General features: G+C 46.9%; 10 protein-coding genes. 3 read left to right on the forward strand and 7 right to left on the reverse strand.

From position 1 onward, the window contains the following. Positions 1–220 precede the first annotated feature (220 nt). Positions 221–1,201 (reverse strand): ABC transporter ATP-binding protein, encoded by a 981-nt coding sequence (locus QUA50_RS20975; protein ID WP_333298741.1) that lies wholly within the window; start codon positions 1,199–1,201, stop codon positions 221–223. Positions 1,202–1,311: 110 nt separating this feature from the next. On the opposite strand from QUA50_RS20975, the gene QUA50_RS20980 reads away from it, so the two are divergent. Continuing rightward, on the forward strand, positions 1,312–1,500 hold the full coding sequence (locus QUA50_RS20980; protein ID WP_333266452.1) for a hypothetical protein: 189 nt from the start codon (positions 1,312–1,314) through the stop codon (positions 1,498–1,500). Positions 1,501–1,844: 344 nt separating this feature from the next. On the opposite strand, the gene QUA50_RS20985 is transcribed toward QUA50_RS20980, so the two are convergent. The 5 genes from QUA50_RS20985 to QUA50_RS21005 form a co-directional block, all read right to left on the reverse strand. Further along, positions 1,845–2,774, reverse strand: coding sequence for a phosphoribulokinase (locus tag QUA50_RS20985; protein WP_333266454.1), 930 nt, complete (start codon positions 2,772–2,774; stop codon positions 1,845–1,847). Between the two features lie 235 nt (positions 2,775–3,009). After that, positions 3,010–4,641 (reverse strand): GTP-binding protein, encoded by a 1,632-nt coding sequence (locus tag QUA50_RS20990; RefSeq protein ID WP_333266455.1) that lies wholly within the window; start codon positions 4,639–4,641, stop codon positions 3,010–3,012. Between the two features lie 763 nt (positions 4,642–5,404). Then, positions 5,405–6,538: a hybrid sensor histidine kinase/response regulator gene (locus QUA50_RS20995; protein ID WP_333266457.1), complete on the reverse strand. Its 1,134-nt coding sequence runs from the start codon at positions 6,536–6,538 to the stop codon at positions 5,405–5,407. 56 nt (positions 6,539–6,594) lie between these two features. Further along, positions 6,595–7,671 (reverse strand): response regulator, encoded by a 1,077-nt coding sequence (locus QUA50_RS21000; protein ID WP_333266459.1) that lies wholly within the window; start codon positions 7,669–7,671, stop codon positions 6,595–6,597. A gap of 9 nt (positions 7,672–7,680) precedes the next feature. Continuing rightward, complete coding sequence (locus QUA50_RS21005) at positions 7,681–15,558, reverse strand: PAS domain S-box protein (RefSeq protein ID WP_333266461.1); 7,878 nt, start codon at positions 15,556–15,558, stop codon at positions 7,681–7,683. A 1,187-nt stretch (positions 15,559–16,745) separates the two neighbouring features. On the opposite strand from QUA50_RS21005, the gene QUA50_RS21010 reads away from it, so the two are divergent. Both QUA50_RS21010 and QUA50_RS21015 read left to right on the forward strand, forming a co-directional pair. Beyond that, positions 16,746–18,674, forward strand: a complete 1,929-nt coding sequence (locus QUA50_RS21010; protein WP_333266463.1) for an ATP-binding protein — start codon at positions 16,746–16,748, stop codon at positions 18,672–18,674. Between the two features lie 231 nt (positions 18,675–18,905). Further along, positions 18,906–19,436 carry a hypothetical protein gene (locus tag QUA50_RS21015; RefSeq protein WP_333266465.1) on the forward strand — a complete coding sequence of 177 codons (531 nt, stop codon included), beginning with the start codon at positions 18,906–18,908 and terminating at the stop codon, positions 19,434–19,436. Positions 19,437–19,553: 117 nt separating this feature from the next. Here the strand turns inward: QUA50_RS21015 and ilvD are convergent, their stop codons facing one another. Next, positions 19,554–21,239: a dihydroxy-acid dehydratase gene (ilvD, locus tag QUA50_RS21020; protein ID WP_333266467.1), complete on the reverse strand. Its 1,686-nt coding sequence runs from the start codon at positions 21,237–21,239 to the stop codon at positions 19,554–19,556. Between the last annotated feature and the right edge of the window lie 178 nt (positions 21,240–21,417).

Genomic DNA, 21,417 nt, shown 5'->3' on the forward strand with positions numbered 1-21,417 from the left:
GCAGATTGACTGGTGGATCCGCACCGATGCTTGCGACAAGATTGTGTGTACCGCATATACATGGAATATGCTGTAATTGCCCAAAACCCACAATCTCGTAAACCCGCCCCCGCGCCACCATCAATCCCAATCTACGTCTTTTAAGATATAGCCTTTCTCAAAAAAGTGAGGTATGCCCTATGCCCATGAGTACCTCATCTTTCCCTCGAAAGGCTATACTTCAACCACTAGAATAAATCCCTCTTTCTTGCAGTTGCTGCATAAAAAACTCTTCCAAACTAGGCTTAGCCAAATTCATGGCAATTAGCTGCCCTCCCGTACCGCTAAGACTAGAAATAAACTCCTTCGGATCGCCCTGCAAATGACCGTACCACAAATCATTATCAACTTCCATATCCGGTATCCATTTTTGCAGGATATTCAAGTGACCACCCCTACCTTGAACCCGGTAAGTTTCAGTATTACCCAAGAGTTCGTCGATCGCACCCATGCAGATTAATTCACCCTTAGCCAAAATTGCCACTCGATCGCAAATCTTCTCCACATCCGACAATATATGCGAATTAAAAAAAATTGTTTTTCCTTGATTTTTCAGAGATAAAATTATCTCCCGCATTTGATATCGTCCCATCGGATCTAAACCAGACATCGGCTCATCTAAAAATACCACATCTGGATTGTTAATCAAAGCTTGGGCCATGCCGATCCGTTGCAGCATTCCCTTAGAATACTGGCGCAACTGTTTTTTAATTGCCGCCGATTGAGATAGCCCAACTAAGTCTAGCAAATTCGGAATTCGCTGTCGCTGAATCGAGGAGGGAATTTGAAATAACCCCGCCGCAAACTGCAAGAATTCCCAGCCCGTGAGATAATCGTAAAAATAGGGATTTTCTGGCAAATAGCCGACTCGCTGCTTCACAGTGCGATCGCCCAAAGGCCTCCCCAACAGCAGCGCCCGGCCAGAAGTGGGCCGCACTATACCCAGCAAAGTTTTCAGCAGCGTAGTTTTCCCCGCTCCATTTTGCCCTAACAACCCAAAAGTTTCCCCCTCAGAGACAGTCAGAGTGCAATTTTTGAGCGATTCAATTTTTTCATTCATCCAGAAGCCAGTACGGTAGAACTTCCCCAGATTAAATGTTTCCACCACTGGGGTAGCTCCGGGCATCTCGATGGAAGTTGGCGCATCTACAAGAGGTTCCATTTTTGTCAGAGAAATAACTAGCACCTGATTATATTCTATGGCATAACTTAAGTAATAATTGCTATTTTTAATGTTAAACTAATATTAGCTGTATTTAATATTTTCTCAATATGGAACGTTCAAAACTTGTTGCTATTATCACTGGAGTGATTTCTATAATTTTAGCAGTTGCCTATCTGCTCCTTGTCACCATCCTCGACTTCCGAGGCGAAATGGTGCCCGCACCTCAAAGTCAGTTGCCAGTCTCCATGCCACTTCAGCAATTAGGCACTGTTAACCAGACTTTGCGACTACATTAGTTATTGGTTATGGGTTATTAGACCTATTGCAAAATATTTTTGTGCTATGGATCGAAAGTTGAGGCAATTTTTAAATCTAGCAGGCCCGGCAAGTTTAAGGAGATGCCAATCAACCCAATAATTCAAAGTTTTACCTAAACTCGATAAAACTATTAAGGATCGCACATATTTTTTTTGCAATAGGTCTATTAAGGATCGCGAATTAAATAACTTACAATTTTAATTGTTATTGTGGGATGGGCCTGAAAGCCCGTCCTACAAACTTGTGGAAGTTATTTAATTCTCATTCCTAATCATTGCAATAACAACTAACCACTAACAACCAACAACTGCCAACTGACTAACTAATACACATGAATTGCTTTCATCATGTGATATGCAACCAGCAACTGCGTCAAAGCTAGCGGGTAGCTTTGCAAAACTTCACCTGTTGTGCCGATCAGTTTGCCAATTTCCGGGTTGCCTTGGGCGGAGCAAAATCCCCGCAGGTGTGGCAACTCGCTACACAACATCATTTCCAGCTCGTTTACTTGCTCGCTAGTGGCATGGGAGTCTACTTCCAAAACGTCAACAGGTTTGCCCATATCTCGATCGAGCCCCAAGCGAATTGCAGGTTTAAAACTCTCGCTGCCTCGACCTAAAATTTCAGTAAAATCCGGGTGAGGAATTGTAGGCCTGAGCACTAAACGGACGCTCAAATTGCCTTCATTCTCCGTTTCGGGCGGGTAAAAACTAACTACAACATCGGCCGATTTGCGCTGAGGACGAATGAAGTCTTCAGAGTCCGGTTCCCGTTTTTTTATTTCTGCAAGCACCTGTTCTTCAGTATAACCGCGCTTCATAACATCGCGCTTAACTTTCCACTGAGTTCGCAACTCTTCTGGGGGAGCAAGATACACTTTTACGTCGTAAGAATCGCGGATTGTTCTGGTTGCGTAACCCAGCAAACCTTCAACTATTACAAATTTGCTGGGCTTGATGTATTCGGGCGGGTCGAATGTACCTGTCGTGTGGTTGTAGATGGGTTTGAGAATTGCTTGTCCGGTACGCAGCAGGCTGAGGTGCTGCTGCATAATGTCGAGGTAATTGCAGTCGGGATGCAATGCTGTGATTCCGATTTCGGCCCGCTGCTTTCTGTCGTAGCGGTGATAGTCGTCAGTGCAAATCACAGTAACATTTTCTGGCCCCAATACTTGGGCAATTCCCCGCGTCAGGGTGGTTTTGCCCGCTGCGCTGTCTCCGACAATACCGAGAATAATTGGTCGATCGCTCATTGTTTTTACCCGGACGCACAATAGCAAATTTTGTTGTCAATCTTCAATCTTATCAAAATTGTGTTCCATCCGATCGCTCGGTTTGACTTGATCCCCCCGGAGTCTCCCCCATGTGTAAAATTATTGTAAAATTTCTTAATAAAATTAAACAAAGCATACTCAGGGAACATCTCATTGAACGATCGTAATTACCCAATTCTCAATTCCCTGTTTGCCCAATTCCCTGTTTGGCCCATTACCACTCATCCTTTCGTTTGTTGCTGTAAGTTTCCCAATCGTCTTGTTGCGGTGGCTCATACAACGGTTCTGGTTCCAATTCGGCTGACATTTCTAATTCAGGTTCCGATTCCTGCTGATAAATGTTCAAAGGTTCGACAACGCGGGCGATCGCATCTTTGACAAATGCTTTGACAAACTCGTCTTTCCGATTTAACTGAAACTGCCTTTGCACAACTTCGGCGATGCCACCATCGCCCCAATCTTGGTCATGGCGGAAATATTCAATAAAACTTTTACCGGCAATTCTGGTTAAATAAGCCGCACTGACTGCTTGAATAGCTTTGCCAAGTACAAACCCAGCTACGCTTAACTGCAGCGCCCTTGACACTACTTGAATTACCCCTTCAACTATTCCCAAACTTGCCAGGGTTTTTGCAAGAGACAATGCCAATTCTTTCGCGCGATCGATATTTAATTCGCAGCCGTAAATCTTGGCAATTTCTACTACCATTTGAGCGTTAACTGCTGCTGTCGCTAACAAATCCACAACTGGCAAAGGCGTTACCGCAATTACTCCGGCTCCGATCCACTGAAATCGCTCTACTGCTTTATCAGCTTGCCGCCTTCTTTGAGCATCAATTAACTTGCGCGCTTGGTCTCCCAAGTGCTGAGACTGCAGCAAAATATTGTCCGCAATTAAGTCTTCGCCTTCGGCTCGCAAAATCGCAGCGACGCGCCGAATTAATGGCATAATATCCGGGTCTGGCTGAAAAATTGTGCCGTCTTCTAGTACAACTTTTGGCGGATTGGCGCTAATTGCTACTACATCCATTGCTGATACAAAACCTTTGACTCGCTGCCGCAGCCTAGTGAGAATTTCATCTCTGTCGGTGTCGGGATAAAGGTCAACTTTATTAAAAACCACGATCGACCTTTTGCCAATTTCCGCCAAAGCCCGCAGCGGTTCGTACTCGGATTTGCGTAAATCGCCGTCCAAAACAAATAAGATCAAATCTGCCCTCGCCGCCAACTGCCTCGCCAATTCCTCTCTGTAAGTCCCCGCTACTCCCGCTTCCAAGATGCCTGGGGTATCAGTAATCGCTAATTCTCGATCGATTCCTTTCAATGAAAGAGTGTAAGTTTCGCCAACTTCGGTAGTTCCCATCGGCGCGCCCACCTGTCCCGCCATCCGCCCCACCAGCGCATTCACAGCGGAAGTTTTGCCCGCAGAACCGGTGCCGAAAACAACTACTCGAACGCTGCCCCTCGCCATGCTAGCTTCAATTTCGCGGGCTCTCAACAGCAAAGCTTGCCGCGCTACTTCATCTTGAATGCGATCGACTTGTTGCCGAATTGCTTTAAGATTTTCCGAAGCAGCTTCACTTTTCACAACAGGAACCTTCGGAGTAATCGGCCGTTTTCCCTTAACTTTCTGAGGGCTTTGCAGCAGCCTAAAATAGTAAACCAGCGCAAAAATTAGGGTTCCCAAAAGTACAATTATCAGGAAAATCAGCAAATTAGCCAGCAGCGGAGAAGCAGACCACGCAACTTGACTGTAAAGCCCTGTTAAGGAACTCACCAGCCCAATAATCAGCCCCAGGGCGAGGCAGAAAGCAGCAATTAAGGTTAACAGGCGCGGCAAAGGCATGAGGAAAGTGGCAAATAAAAGGGTGATGCTTTGATTTTTACATTACCCCGATAGTCATCAGTCATGGCAAATCTAAAATCTAAAATCTAAAATCTAAAATGGCCGAGCGCCCGATGGTACTGCGCGAACCCGCAAATCCCGATTCTGTCGGACTGCGGGCGCGATTTGCGGGGTTTTAGGGGTAGCGGGTGCAGATAAAGTGCGATCGCGCCTACCGTCTGTAATTGTAGCTTGCACGAGAACTTGGGATCGCGAATTAAATAACTTACAATTTTAATTGTTATTGTGGGATGGGCGTCCCGCCCGTCCACTCATGACGGGCCCGACGCCCATCTCACTTTCAAGAGTGGAAGTTATTTACAGCACTTTCCAGGTAAGTGAAGTACAGAGAAACCGGGTTTCTTGAATAAAACCGGTTTCTGGCGATAAATCCAGAAGAAACCCGGTTTCTGGGGTGTACTTTATAAACCTGGAATCCGCTGTAATTCTCATTCCTTACTAAGTCAGTCGCAAAATTCGCCAGTATGTAACAAAAGATTAAGTAGAGTGATTCGAGTTAAATTTAATAGCTTGTGTATGGTTGTGTACGGTTTTTTCTTTACCTTCTACCCCATCAATTACCGCAGAAGCAAGCTCTAATTCCGAGTCAAATATTTCTCCTGCTAGTTCCTCTTTTTTGATCTGTTGCCGCTCCCCTGCAAAGCAAATTTATTCCTTCTCAATCTCCTTAACGATGCCACCGGACTTGATAGAAAAACTCATGCTAATTGCGGACAATTGGCAGAGTGAGATGTACCGTTGTTTCCTTTTTATAGATACTGGTAATTGAGAACTCTCCTCCTGCCAGTTCGACAATTTTCCTGACAATTTTTAAGCCGATACCGGTGCCCTGTTGCTCGTACCTCTTGCGATCAAACTGCATGAATGCACCTATTTTAGCAATTTGCTCTTCTGTCATGCCCCGCCCGGAGTCATGTACAGATAAATGCAGCATCTCCCCCAGGACTTGACTGCTAACTTTAATGGTTGTCTCTGGTGAGGAGAATTTCAGTGCATTATCAATTAATTCATGGAGCAGCGTTGATAGATATCGCTCTGATAGAGCGATCTCCGCTTCCTCAAGAGTTAACAACAGATCCTTGCTGCGGTTGACCTTCTGAGCCTGATATTTCAACTCGGTTTCAATGGCGGAAGCTGAAAATTTAGTTTGGGCAGATTCCATCTGGTGTTGTTGACTTGCGGATAATTCTAATCCTAAATAAATCAGGAATTTTTTCGTTAATTTTTCTAGGCGACGGGCAGAGTCATGTGCCCAGCCTAATATCTCACGGGTTTGGGCGATCTCCATGTTTTCGATCTCGTCCTTGAGCAACCCGATCGTACCTAAGATGCCATTGAGGGGCGTATTCAGTTCGTGGGATAGAGTAGAAGCTAAGTTGCCACGCAACTGATTGAGGGTGCTTTCCAATACATTGAGCGTATTTTGTTGGATGTGGTATAAGTTCTGGATACGATCGTACTGTTGCTTGATTCTGAGCATTGAATGCACGCGAGCCCGCAGTTCAATAGGATTTACAGGTTTACCGATGAAGTCGTCAGCACCGGCAGTGAGACAATAGGCAAGGTCGGATTTTGAGTTTAATGCTGTCACCATAATAATGGGAATCGCTTGCCATTTTGACATGGCTTTGATTTGCCGACAAATCTCGATGCCGTCTATTCCCGGCATCATCACATCCAGCAAAATAATATCTGGATCGAATATGTCGAGGGATGCGATCGCTTCTTTTCCGCTGGCAGCATAATGCAATTGATAATCCTGCTCTGATAACAGAATTTCAATCACATCAAAGTTATCCGGCTCATCATCAACAATTAAAATAGAAAATTGAGACATAATTGCTACCATTTCAATAAGGTAAAAATTTTATAATTTCATCGGATACTCGTCAGCTATGCTGCCAAAGTGATTTCAAAAATGGCACCTTGTGGTTGGTTGTTTGTGACACAAATTTCGCCCCCATGTGCCTCAACAACCATTTTGCAGAAAGCTAAACCCAACCCTATTTGAGAGACATCCGACATCAGATTTCCAATCTCGTATTTCTCAAAAATCTTGTGCCGCAATGTATCAGGAACACCCGGCCCAGAGTCGATAACCTGGATTTTTGCCTTGCCAGATGCGAGGAATTCTACAGTCACTATGATTTGACTATTGGGTGGGGAAAACTTAATGGCATTCGAGAGGAGATTATCCAGCATTCGATGTATCATGGTGGCATCCACAGAGACTTTTATACTGTTTTGTACTGGTAATTGAGCGAGTATAAACTGATTTTTTTGAGCGGCGATTTCTTCAAATTTTGAGATTGCAGATTCTATAAGATCGCACAGATAAACATCAGTGTAATTCAGACGATTTTTACCGGATTCGAGTAAATAAATTTGCAATAAATCATCAATTAATACCTGTATTGCTTGTGCTGACGAGTAAATTCGTTCCAGTTGCATTTGTTGTTGTTCTTTAGGATACTCTAAGCTTTTTAGGATTTCCAAGCCAAGCAAGATGCCAGCCAGGGGATTGCGTAAATCGTGGACTACCATTTTAACCATATCTTCCCGCAATTTGAGTAAGCTTTGCAGGTCGTCGTACTGGTGCTTAATTCGCAGCATACAGTGAACTCTGGCACGTAGTTCAATAGCATTTACAGGTTTACTAATGAAGTCGTCAGCGCCGGCAGCGAGACAATGGGCAAGGTCGGATTTTGAGTTTAATGCTGTCACCATAATGATGGGAACGGCTTGCCATTTTGACATGGCTTTGATTTGCCGACAAACTTCTATGCCATCTATTCCTGGCATCATCACATCCAGCAAAATAAGATCCGGATCGAATATGTCGAGGGATGCGATCGCTTCTGGCCCGGTGGCAGCGTAATGCAATTGATAATCCCGATCGCTCAAGAGGGTTTCAATTACATCAAAATTATTGGGATCGTCGTCAACGATTAAAACGGATGGTCTGTTCACGGGTTATCTTTAGTGAGAAGCTAAAAGTTGTTGAATAGTGGTTGCCAATTGCTTCAGCTTAACGGGTTTGGTGAGGTAATCATTCGCTCCGGCGGCAAGACAACGATCGCGATCGGCAGTCATGGCTAAGGCAGTTAAGGCAACGATCGGCACATCGACTAACCTAGGATCGAGGCGAATCTGCTGCATAGCTTCTAGACCATCCATACCGGGCATTTGAATGTCCATCAAAATTAGATTGGGGTTTTGTGACTTGGCCAGGGCGATCGCCTCCTCTCCATCCTTAGCCAAGAGAATGCGATAGCCTTTAGCTCTGAAGTAGCTTGAAAGCGTACTGATATTAGCTTCGTTGTCTTCCGCCAGCAAGATTAAGGGACAGCCTCCCTGCTGTTCGGTCTGACTGGGTTCGATGCGGGCTTCGGTGTGAGATTCCAGGTCAACAGAGGATAGCGCACCAGTAGGGGCAGTGCCCCCGTACCTGCCCTCGAATTCGATCGTGAAGCAACTTCCTACACCCACAGTGCTGGTGAGCAACACCTGCCCGCCGTGGAGTTCGACAATGCGTTTCACCAAGGCAAGCCCCAAGCCAGTGCCTGTATATTGACGATTCAGGGCGCTATCGATTTGGATAAAGGGCTGAAACAGTTTGTGGATATGTTCTGGGGCAATACCAATACCTGTATCGATGACGGCAATTTGCAGAGTTTCTTTGACGAAAAAATGGGGTGAGGAACCGGCAGAATCTGGGTCGGATCGGGACTGTTGACGGCTGACTTCTAGAGTGATGCGTCCTCCGTTAGGAGTGAATTTGACCGCGTTATTGAGCAGGTTGATCAAGACTTGGCGCATCCGCCGTTCATCAATCAATAAGTCGGGCAGATTGAGTGGCACTTTAATCTCTAGCTGGATGCGTTTTTGCAGGGCTTGTTGTTTGATAAATGCCAGACTGGATTGACACAGATGATTGATTGAAACGGGGGTGCAATCGAGTTCCATTTGACCCGATTCAATTTTGGCGACATCCAAAATGTCGTTGATTAACTCTAGCAAGTGAGAGCTACTCCGCTCGATGGTTTGTAAAGCTTTGATTTGTGGTTCGTTGACAATGCCAAAGACTTGCTCTTGCAGCCCCTCGCTCATGCCCAGAATGGCGTTGAGGGGGGTGCGGAGTTCGTGGCTCATGTTGGCGAGGAATTCGTCTTTGAGGCGGGTAGCACGGGCCAGTTCTTGGTTAGAGACTGCCAGTTGTTCGTTGCGCTCGGTGAGTTGCTGCTGGGCTTGTTGCCGTTCGGTGAGTTCTTGCTGCAACTGCTTAAATAGGCTAGCTTGTTGAATTGCGATCGCCAACTGGTTAGCAATTTGTTGCAGGAGTTGCGCTTCAGACTCTTGCCAGACTCGCTTTTCTCGGCAAGCATGGACGACTAAAACCCCCCAGAGCTTGTTGGTTGGGCCAGGGGCAACCCCTGTGTGGCTTTGGCTGCTTCGGACTTCTTGCAGGATAGGTGCAACCATTTTGGACTTGACTTGACCGACGCTTGCGTATTCCACCAAGCAATTAGTCCCCATATCGGTCATTATATCCGGGACGATACGGGGCTTGCCCTGGGAATAGTGGTTGAGGATTTCTTGAGACCACAGTTGGTCGTCCCAGTGATGGTTTTTGAGCGGGGGAAACTCGGTCAACACAGATTCTTCAACTATTTGACTTCTGCCATTGCCAAATAGCCGGATGACGATGATTCGATCGCCTTGCAAGATTTCTTTGACTTGCTGTGTCACAGTCGCCAAAATTTCCTTAATATCCAACGATTCGCGAATTTGCTGGGCGATTTCTCCCAAAGTTCGCTGCCGTTGCAGTTGTAAAGCGATCGCCTTTTCTGTTTCCTTGCGGATAGCCAGCTCTGATTGTACCTGTTCGTAGAGGTAAGATTGCTGAATTGCGATCGCTAATTGGTTAGCAATTTGTTTAAGTAAATTGATTTCCCAGTCTTGCCATTGGCGCGGACGCTCGCATTGATGAACAATCAGCAACCCCCAGAGGGTTTGATTCAGAATAATTGGAACTACGAGTTTAGCTCTGACTTGGATTTCTGCGAGGAATTCAACCAAGCAGGGTAAGATTGACTCATTTTCATCTTCCCTATCGTTGAGGGCATAAACTTTTCCTTGGATATAGCGATCGTAGTTCTCTTCGGGGAAAACCTCTTCTGGGAAGAGGATATCCAGAAGCTTAAGCCTATTTGGCGAAACTGATTCAGCAATCGCAGCCCCCGTCCCTTCAGGAAAAACCCGATAAACCAGCGTTCTGTCTGATTGCAATAGCTGATGGATTTCCTCAACAGTGCTATTGAGAATCTCGTCCAGATTCAGAGACGATCGCATCCGTTTAGTAATCGCTCCCAGCAAACGTTCCTGTTTTGCTTGTTGTTGCAATCTCAGTTCGGCTTCTTTGCGATGGGTGATATCCTGAAACGTGCCTACCAGACCAATAATATTACCCGAGCAGTCTCGCAGGGGAGCCTTGTGGGTTTCGAGAAATATTGGTTTACCATTGGGTAGGGTTAGCGTTTCTTCGATCCCTAATATAGCTTCACCCGTTTCGATTAACCGCCGATCCATCGCACAATACTCGTTCGCCTCGACTTCTTTCTGGCAAATATCTAAATCTCTTTTACCTATACTTTCGGTCGTAGATCGCAAGCCTAGAGTTTTGGCAAACTGCTGATTGCATCCTAAAAAAACCGACTCTCGATTCTTCCAAAACACCGAAAGCGGGATGGTATCGAGTACCGTTTGCAGAAACTGCTGAGATTCTTGCAAAGCCTTCTGGGCCTGTTTGCGATCGCTGATATCTACTAATACACAAATAGTTTGATCCTCTGAGCCTGGAAGAAGTGCGGCTCCGATGAGCACAGAAATCCGGCTGCCATCCTTACGGTAGTATTCCTTTTCCAAGGAATCGATCGCGCCATCCTGGATCAGGCGCTCCATCGCTACAACATCAGCCTGGGCATATTCGGGCGGGGTCATGGCATCCCAATGAATCATCCCAGCATTTAGTTCCTCCCTAGTGTAGCCAATCATCTGTAAGAAGCGATCGTTGGCATCGATAATGTTCCCATGAAAATCGGCAAACACCATGCCGCTCACACTGGACTCAAACACGCGGCGGAAACGCATTTCACTGCTTTCCCTGGCGAGTTCAGCTTGTTTGCGATCGCGGATATCCGATATAATTCCCTGGATGCTAATCAATTCCCCTTCAGCATTGATAACAGGTCGGGCGCTGCTTCTCACCCAGACATAATTGCCATCTCGGTGGCGGTGTCGGAACTCATAATCACTTGACTTTTTACCAAGTTTGACATTCTCCCGATAATCACTAACCACCAAAGGACGATCGTCTGGATGCACCAGATATATAAACGGCTTACCCATCCATTCACTCTCGTCCCAGCCAAACATGGTCTTGAATTGCGGTGACAAATAAGTGAGTATGCCATCGGGTTCACATGACCAGATCAAATCATTAGCCCCTTCTACCAGCCGCCGGAATTTAGCTTCACTCTCTGCTAATTGGGCTTCGATTTGTTTGCGATCGCTGATATCGCGGCATACACAAATCAATAATCCATCCTCTGTCAGGGTGAGGGATAGCCCTTCGGCAAAGGTAGAGCCATCTTTGCGGGTGGCGATCGCCTCTCCCTGCCAAGCGCGATCGCGCCCCAGCACCGGAAAGACTTCCCGCTCAAACCGTTCTAACTCGTGTTGGGAATACAAAAGTTTCCAAGATTTGCCCGATATTTCTTCAAGGCGTTCGTAGCCAAACAATTCTAGATGGGCTTGATTCAAATAGAGGTAGGTATCTCCTTGGATAATGGCAATGCCATCGATCGCCGCCTCAATTGCCGCCAGTTGTATTTTTAGGGTTTCTTCCGTTTGTTTGACATCGCTAATATCTGCAAAATAGCCAACAATCTCGATTGGCTTGCCTTCGATATCTCGCAGCAGACGCAGCTCATCCCGTAGCCAAACGTAGTGACCATCGCGATGCAAAAATCGATATTCATGCTGATGAGTGTTGTGTTCAAAGAGAGCCGATAAATGTGTAAAAACTCTAGGGGCATCTTCTGGGTGAATATGGTTAGCCCAGAAGCCAGATTCCGATAAAAATTCTTCTGGTTTGTAGCCCAAAATGGCTTCGATATTTTTGCTCATAAAGGTTGCGTCATAGTCGCCATAGGCCTTACAGCTATAGATCGTGGCGGGACTGGATGCCAGAAGAAATTCGAGGCGTTCTTTCAACAGGCGATTTTCTCGCTCTGTCTGTTGGCGGTGGGTAATGTCTTGGATCAGGGCCAGCGAATAGAGATGTCCATCATCACCCGATAGGACAGAGGTGGAAATGGAAATAGTGCGCCGCTGTCCATCTTGACGCTGGATTTCTCTTTCCACAGCGATCGGGTGCATCTGTCCGCAGGTGGCGATCGCCTGTTCTCGATCTTCTAGATTCGGGTACAAGGTTTGATACGCCCCCAGACGGTTAATTTCTTCTAAGGTGTAACCCGTAATCGCTTGCATTTGCTGATTCCAGACTGTGAAGCGGAGAAAGGGAAACTCCTCAACTTGATGGAAAACGCACAGCCCTTCTGCCATGTTTTCTACAATTTGTTGGCGGAAAGTATTTTCCTGCCGAAGCGTTGCTTCGGCCAACTTGCGATCGGTAATGTCGAAGCAAATAGCTAGATACTGAAAAGGTCGCCCGCCTTCGTCCAAAAAGGGGACGATGGTGGTGGCAACCCAGTACAGGCTACCGTTTTTTGCCTGGTTGCAAATTTCACCGCGCCAAATCTGACTGCTGTTAATGGTGTGCCACAAGTCTTGGAAAAAAGCAGGGGGATGATAGCCGGAGTTGACAAGGCGATGGGTTTGTCCGATCAGTTGCTCGCGGGAGTAGCCAGAGACTAAACAGAAGCGATCGTTGACGTAGGCGATCGCCCCTTGGCGATCGGTGATGACCACAATTGCAGAGCGATCCAAAGCCTGCTTAAAGGCTGATAATTCTAGAATTAACTGCTGTCGTTGGAGTTCAGCCTGTTTGCCTCTGCTAATATCAAAGTTGACCCCAATCATGCTCTGGGGATTGCCTCGGGCATCTGGCACGACGACACCATAGGCTTTAATAAAGTGGAGGCTACCGTCGGGATGCAACACTCGAAACTCGGTATCAAATTCTGCCTGTCCTAAGACGGCTTGTTGGAGCAATGTTTCGGTGGCGGTGCGGTCTTCGGGATGTAGCCGGTTTGCCCAAATGTCGTAAGGCAGAGGGGAATGAGATTGTTTTGTGACACCGTACAGTTCGTACATCCGCTCATCCCAAAAGACGGTGTTCTGTACAAGATCGAAGTCCCAACAACCGATCGCCCCTGATTTGAGCGCCAAAGCGAGGCGATCCGATACTGTCTGTAGTTCTGCTTCTGCACGTTTGCGACCGCTAATATCTTTGGCGATGCCTAAAAAGCCGATAATTTGTTGATTGACATCCTTGAGGGTGCTGATGGATAGCGACACAGGAAATCGAGAACCATCTTTACGGATATAGCTCCACTCTTCTTCGCTGACAATACCTTGGCGTACTTTGGCAACAAAAAGCTCAAAGCCGGGAGGAATATTTTGCCCTAGTTCGGCAGAGAGTGATGAGGCCCGGTCAATTACCTCATTTGCATCGTGGATGAGTAGGGGGGTGGCTTTGCCGATGATTTCTCCAGCACTGTAACCCAGCATCCTTTCGGCTGCGGCATTAAAGGTCTGGATGATGCCAGTTGGGTCTGTGGAGATGATGGAGTAATCAGCACAATCGAGGATGGCGCGTTGCAGGCTGTTGACTTGCCAGAGCTCTTGGGTGCGTTCTGCGACTTTGGTTTCTAGCTGTTGGTTGAGTTGCTGGAGTTTTTGTTCGGCTTGTTTGCGATCGCTGATGTCTGTAGTAGTTCCTACATAGCCGACTACTTGCCCGCCTGCATCCAGTTCGGGAACGCACTGCCCATATACCCAAGCCACAGCACCGTCGGGACGTTGAAAGCGGTATTCGAGTTCAAAAGAGTCGTTACCTTGGATGAATTGCTTCCATTGGGCAATGACCCGATCGCGATCGTCGGGGTGCACTCGTTGTTGCCATCCCTGTCCGATAGTGGCTCCTGTTGTGAGTCCGCCGATCTGAAACCAGCGATCGTTGACATAGGTACATAGCCCCTCGGCATCGGTGCGAAAAATCCCCACCGGAGCGGCGGCGGCAAGGGAGGCGTAGCGCTGTTCGCTCTCGATCGGGGTGGCTTCGATCCGCTGTCGCTTTACCAGTTCATTCTGCAATTTTTGGTGGATCGTGGCTTGCCCAATGGCGATCGCCAGATGCACTGATAAGGCTTGTACCAGTTCGACTTCTTCCGGTTGCCAGTCGCGGGGGTGTTGGCTTTCGCTGGCATTGAGCAAGCCCCATAACTCATCGCCACACAGTAGCGGCACCACCATTTTGGCTTGTGTCTGGAGGCCCCTCGGCATCTGCCGATCGCAGTCTGATATGTTGGCTGTGGAGATATCTGGTACGACGCGAACATTTCCCTGACGATAAATCTCAGAATTGTCTTGCTCAAAGCAGGTATCATTGACCCGTTGGCCCAACAGAGACAGGGACGAGTCGGTGGATTCCGCCACGACAATGATTTCCCGATCGGCTTCAAACCGCCAAATATTGACGCGATCGCAGCCGAGCACTTGCCGCACCTGCTGCACAGTGGTATCCAAAATCGTTTGCAGGCTTAGGGACGAGCGAATTTGGGTAGCCAAGTCTGCGACTAATTTCTCTCGTTGTAGCTTGGTGTTGAGAGCTGCTGTCCGAGCTTCTACCTGTTGCTGGATCTCAAGGTTGCGATTTGCCAGCAGCGCTACCTTTTGGGCCTCTAGCCGCACCACCTTCTCTTCCCACTTCTGGACCAGCTTGTATAGCTCCAGCGGGTTGAGGGCTTGCAGCAAACTGGTCTGGGTGACAATACCCAGTAACTCCCCTTGTTCCCCTGTCACCGCCAACCGACGGATCGATCGCTGCTCCACGATCTGCTGCACAGTCCAGAGCGACTCCTCTGGCTTGACCTTAAAAATCGGTGCACTCATCACCGCTTCAGCCCGACAGGTTTCCAGCTTCAACCCCAATGTCTGAAATTGCACAATATCCCGCTCGGTGATAATCCCCACTGGAATTTGTAGCGGTTCAGTAGAGATTCTGCCTGGGTGTACAATCATCACGGAACTGACGCGATGCTCTGCCATAAGTTGGACGATCGCCAGTAGGGAACTATCTGGCGCAGCACAAATCACTTCGCGGGTCATCACTTCTGCTACGATACGCAACCGCAGCAGGTCGATCGGTGGAGATATTTGGCGCAGAGTTTCGTGAGTGACTAGGCCCACTAGGCGATCGAGTTCGTCGAGGATGGGCAAATGGCGAATGTGGTGCTGCTGGAGCAGATTAAGCGCCAAAAATAAATCGGTGAAGGCGGACTCGCGGAGGGTGACGACGGGGTGTGCCATCACCTCCCGGAGCGCCAAATTCTCCAAGGAACTCTGCTGGGCACTGAGCCGCACCACGTCTGGCTCGGTCAGTACGCCGATCAATTGCTCGTTTTCGACTACCAACACGCAGCTCGATCGCGCCTCCTTGTGGAGGTCGTCGAGTTGACCATCGGCCGTTCTAGGGTGGTTGCAGAGCGATCGCACGCCGCTCATTTGGGCGATCGCATCCATCACCGTCGTATCCGGCGAAACCACCAAGGGTTCCCGGACGATCGCAGTCCTGAGTTCTATGGGAGTGAGAGCAGTAGTACGAATGAACATGAGTTTATAGGGTTTTATTGCTGATTATTTTTTTAACCATTTCGCCTTAAACACATGAGCTGATAGCGTAGCCCGGGGGTCAGCGATAGTAACGAGAAGAGTTACGTAGCTGCACGACATTCTCTAAATATTATATTTACTTACAGTTCGCTTTTGCCTGAAATGAGTTAGGGAATTTCTGCAAATCTAAGGTAACGCTTTTTCATCAGTTTCTGGAGATTCTACAAATAGAAAGTGCTGTCAACAATTTACTGGAGTATTTGGAATCTCGGAGAACCCGCCGCAACGATAAAATTTGTTAACGATTGACGATTGCTGTGAATTATACAGAGGATTCAGATCCCTATTCCCTGAAGTGATAACTTGTGACGCGTTTAATTACTTTTTTGTGACAATTATGATATTAAGCGTAAAACACTACCAGCAATATCTCGTGTAGTGGGATTAAGCAATGAAGAAAAATTAGGGCATTTTATCAGCGAATCACTTGCAAACTATAACGCTTGATAGATGCTATGGAGCATTTAAAATGGTCTTGTACGGTGCGTCGGTTTTAAGGTGTTTTCCATGTATAGTCAGTGTTATAGCTGACGCACCATACTGGCCTCGTTAGTGGTTTAAATGCTCCACAGCTTAGATGCTATGTTAAACCTTATTCTACAAGAACTAGCCGCACGATAAACTTGTATAATTATTGGGATCGACTAATAGATTAAAACAAACGGAAGACAACCGCCGATCTGAAACGATGTCAACAATCAAATAGAGTTTCAGAAAGTCGGCATAAAAAAAACGAAGTCTGTAAAAAAAATAAGTGAATACAAAGAATGTTTCTACTGAGGCAATTCAATATAAGCTGTTGTGCATTTAAACCACTAACGAGGCCAGTAGGGTGCCACGGGTCGATCGCTTCCACCGACAAGGGAAACGCGGAGGACGCTCCGCACCATACAATTTAAATGCTCCACAGCTTATGGGCGCTATATTAACAGAAAGCCGGTTTTGTAACACAAGTGCCTCCTGGAAGATCCGAAAGTAGAAACGAGAAACCGGGTTTCTTAGGCAAGGTAAGAGCGTCCTAATTTACAAAAATTATCACATTAAATATTAATGCGGTACTTTCAAATCATCTGCGAGTTAAGTTAGACTGGATTGTCAGTGCGTGCATTATTCACAGGTTAGCATCTATGCAGCTCAAACCTCTAAATCAGCCTTCACAAGAACTCTCTACCTCTTGCGAGCATAAAATCAAAGAAATCCAGCCACCAAAGCCCAATTATTTCGCTCACATAGCCCGTTCCTTCCGCAACCTCAGTATTCACGACAAAATCAGCCGTGGGTACGCACTGGCTCTTTGTGTTGCGATTGGGGGAACGGCTGTCGGAATGTTGGTGGGTACTCATTACTATCGAATAACTAATAATCAAGTACACATCGAGCGAGAAAGTCAGCTTTTAAATAAGTTGCAGGTGGCTTTACTGCGGACGCAAAACAGCCAAGCATGGCTGATTTATGGGATAGAAAAGCCCCAAGTGTTTGACATAAAATACAAACAATTATACAATAACATTTCGAGTCTCAAAATGTTGTTTTTGGAATTAAAAAAACACAAACAATTGGAAAACATTGAAAACATAGAAGAAATTCTAAAAATTTCTGATTCGCTAGTGGCTAATTATATTTATCCCCTAGAAAGAGTCAATAAAAAATTTAGTAATTTGCCAAATAATCCCGCTCAACAAAGTGTTAAACGTAAGTTGCTGTTGAATTTCGATCGAGATAAACTTGGGTTGCAACTAGATAGGGCGGTTAATGATATAGCAGAAATTATCGATCGCGCCCAAGAGCAAGAAGATGCAGGGCGGGAGGATCTGCTGCGAGCCCAGGCGCTGCGGGTGCAAATAATTTTGGGTAGCATGGTACTGTCGATCGTCCTTGCAGCAGTGCTGGCGGGCTTCACCAGTCGGGCGATCGCCAAACCCCTCGCCGCTGTAACTAAAATCGCTCAGCGAGTGACTGAAGAATCTAATTTTGAGTTGCAAGTACCAGTTACCAGCACCGATGAAGTAGGAGTATTAGCAGCTTCGCTGAATCAACTGATTCAGAAAGTAAATCAGTTGCTAAAAGAATTGAAATCTGAACAAGAAAGCCAGATACTTCAAAATGAGAAAATGGCAACTTTGGGGCGGATGTTAGCCGGGGTTGCTCACGAAGTTAACAACCCAATCAATTTTATTTATGCCAATATCGCTCCGGCGAGAAATTATGTTGAAGATATTTTAGATTTGCTCAAAACTTACGAAACAGAAATTTCCAAGCCGCCTGCCGCAGTGGTGGCGAAAGGCGAAGAAATAGACATCGATTTTCTCAAAGAAGATTTGATAAAAATATTTGACTCGATGCAAGTAGGATCTGAAAGAGCCAAAGCTATTATCTTAAGTTTGAAAGATTTTTCTCGCCTCGATGAGGCCGCCCCTCATCCCGTCGATTTGCACGCCTGCATAGACAGCAGTTTGCTGATTCTCAACAGCCGCATCAAACAGGGAATTGAAGTGGTGCGAGATTACGGGAATATTCCCGCTATTGAAGGCTATATGGGTTTGCTTTACCAGGTATTTGTGAACATTTTGAACAATGCACTAGATGCTGTGGAAGAGAAAGCAAAAATTGAGAAATCCAGCTCTGAGAAGGCGAAAAAACGATCGGCTTCGGAGTCACTCCAGGAAACACCGAGTTTTTCGCCGAGGATTGCGATCGCTACAGAATACTTAGACGACGACTCAGTGTTAGTGCGAATTTCCGATAACGGTACGGGAATAGCGCCAGAGAGCCAAGAAAAAATGTTTGAAACATTCTTTACTACCAAACCGAGAGGTGTAGGTACTGGTTTGGGATTGGCAATTGGTCGCGAAATTATCGTTAAGAAACACGGGGGGACAATTAACTGTTGGTCAGAGGTGGGAACGGGGACGGAATTTTCGATCGCCCTGCCGATTAAGCATGAGGATTTAAGGCAAAATACGCTCTTAGAATCTCCAGTAGATCGCGAATCTAATTCCCACGGCAACGAGAAGGTGCCAACCAATCCCCAAAAAAGAGGAACAGTAAAAACTTAAAAATCATCAATTTTTATCCCTGTTTCATAAAAAATGCAACTGCAAGCAAGCTCCCACTCTGATGTCATAATTCATTCCAAATCGAAAATCGAAAATCGAAAATCGATTGACTGGCTGTCGCTATCCCACGCACTGAGCGATCGCACGCAAATCAAAACTATTTTCAGTAATCTTGAAAAACAGGAGTTGCTATAATTTAAAGTTGAGCAATCACTGTACGGAGCGAAAATTATGGGACTATTTGACCAAATTTTGAGCGCGATAGACAATCCCAACCAACAAGCAAGTCCCAATCAGTTGGGCAACATTCTCGGTGCGGTAGAGCAGTTGAGCGGCAACCAGGGCGTCGATGCGGGCACGACTCAGTTGGCGATGTCGGTTTTGGGCGGATACGTGCGATCGGCATTGCAAAACGTGCGATCGCAGTCAGGAAACGCACAAGCTCAACAACTTGTCAACCAATTTAGCGGTACAAATCCCAATCCGCAAGCGGTACAGAGTTTGTTCGGAGCCGGCCAACTCACGCAGATAGTGACCGATATAGCCCAAAGAACTGGTTTGAATAACGCCACAGTGCAGGCGATGATACCTGTTTTGGTGCCGCTCATACTGAATTTGCTACAAACAGGCGGCAACACCCAAAATCCAGCCCAGGGTGGAAATCCCGTTTTGAATACGTTTTTAGATTCAGATGGAGACGGCGATGTAGATATTACTGATGCCATGTCGATGGCAGGCCGCTTTTTGAATCAGCGCCGTTAATTTGGGAATTTTGTAACCGCAGATATTAGCGGATGGACACTTCGGAACGCAGATAGGATTTTATCTGCGTTCATCTGCGTTTATCTGCCTCGATCGGCGGTTACAAAAATTCCTACTTTAACCTAAACCCAAATCAGTCACAGCACCGATACTGCTAGAAGAAACCAATTTAGCATATTTAGCCAAAACGCCTTTAGTATAGCGAGGTTTAGGAGGCTGCCAAAGAGCGCGCCGCTGCTCCAATTCTGCATCAGAAACATTGAGCTGCAACAAGCGATTGTTAGCATCAATTGTAATCGAATCGCCCTCTTTTACTAAAGCAATTGTCCCGCCAACTTGCGCTTCTGGTGCAACGTGACCGACAACCATTCCGTAAGTTCCGCCAGAGAAGCGACCGTCAGTAATTAACCCGACAGAATCGCCTAAACCAGCGCCAATAATTGCCGAAGTTGGTGCTAACATTTCGCGCATTCCCGGCCCGCCTTTGGGCCCTTCGTAGCGGATGATAATCACATCTCCGGCTTGAATTTTGCCGGCTAAAATTGCATCCAAACAATTTTCTTCAGATTCAAATACCCGCGCTGGGCCGGTAATTTGCGGTTTTTTAACGCCCGTAATTTTAGCAACGGCTCCTTCTGTTGCCAGATTTCCCCTGAGAATTGCTAAATGTCCTTGGGCGTAAAGCGGGTTGTTCCAAGGGCGGATGACATCTTGGTCGGCGCGGGGTTCGGCTGGAATATCTGCTAGGACTTCGGCAACTGTTTGGCCGGTAATTGTCAGGGCGTCTCCGTGCAGCAAACCCTGTTCTAGCAGCATTTTCATTACTTGAGGAATGCCGCCGGCTTTGTGCAAATCGGTTGCTACGTATTTGCCGCTGGGTTTGAGGTCGCACAGCACCGGTACTTTCCCTCTAATATTTTCAAAATCGTCGAGGGACAGTTCAACTCCGATCGCATTGGAAATGGCTAATAAATGCAGCACAGCGTTGGTTGAACCGCCGACTGCCATGATGACGGCGATCGCATTTTCAAAGGCCTTGCGCGTCAAAATTTGGCTCGGTAACAACTGTTTGCGAATCGCTTCCACCACAACTTTTGCAGATTCGGCAGCGCTGTCAGCTTTTTCGGCATCCTCAGCAGCCATTGTCGAAGAATAAGGCAAACTCATTCCCATCGCTTCAAAAGCGCTCGACATGGTATTTGCTGTGAACATTCCGCCGCAAGAACCCGCGCCCGGACAAGCTTTTTGTTCGACTGCATTGAGTTCTGTTTCGTCAATTTTGCCTGCGCTGAATTGGCCGACTGCTTCAAAAGCGCTGACAACGGTTAAATCGCGTCCGTTGTGGTGTCCTGGTTTGATCGTGCCGCCGTAAACAAAAATAGCAGGAATGTTCATGCGGGCGATCGCAATCATCGCCCCCGGCATATTTTTATCGCAACCGCCGACAGCCAGCACCCCGTCCATACTTTGGCCGTTGCAAACAGTTTCGATGGAATCGGCTATCACATCTCTCGACACCAGAGAATATTTCATCCCTTCTGTTCCCATCGAGATCCCGTCGCTGATAGTAATCGTACCGAACATCTGCGGCATCGCCCCAGCCTCCTTTGCACCCGCAATAGCCCGCAAAGCGAGGTCGTTCAATCCCATATTGCAGGGCGTAATCGTGCTGTACCCGTTGGCAATCCCCACAATCGGCTTAGTGAAATCGCCGTCACCAAAACCGACTGCCCGCAGCATTGCTCGGTTGGGCGCGCGCTGCACGCCTCCAGTCACAGCTTGGCTTCTCAAATTTTCAGGCATTTTAAAATTTCCTTTCTCTGTTGTCTGTTTTTCTTTGCTGCTGGCTGTTTTACTGCCCAGTGCCGAGAGTTTTACCCTATGTTTGATTTTCTCAGAAGGGTTGATATTTGTCAGGCCTTTTCGGAGGGAGTACCGCAGCAGTGCCACTAAAGCAGTGCAAAGATTCTACAGATACTAC

Origin of the sequence: Microcoleus sp. M2_D5 (assembly GCF_036701935.1) — a bacterium.
In the GTDB taxonomy this organism is placed as follows: domain Bacteria; phylum Cyanobacteriota; class Cyanobacteriia; order Cyanobacteriales; family Microcoleaceae; genus Microcoleus.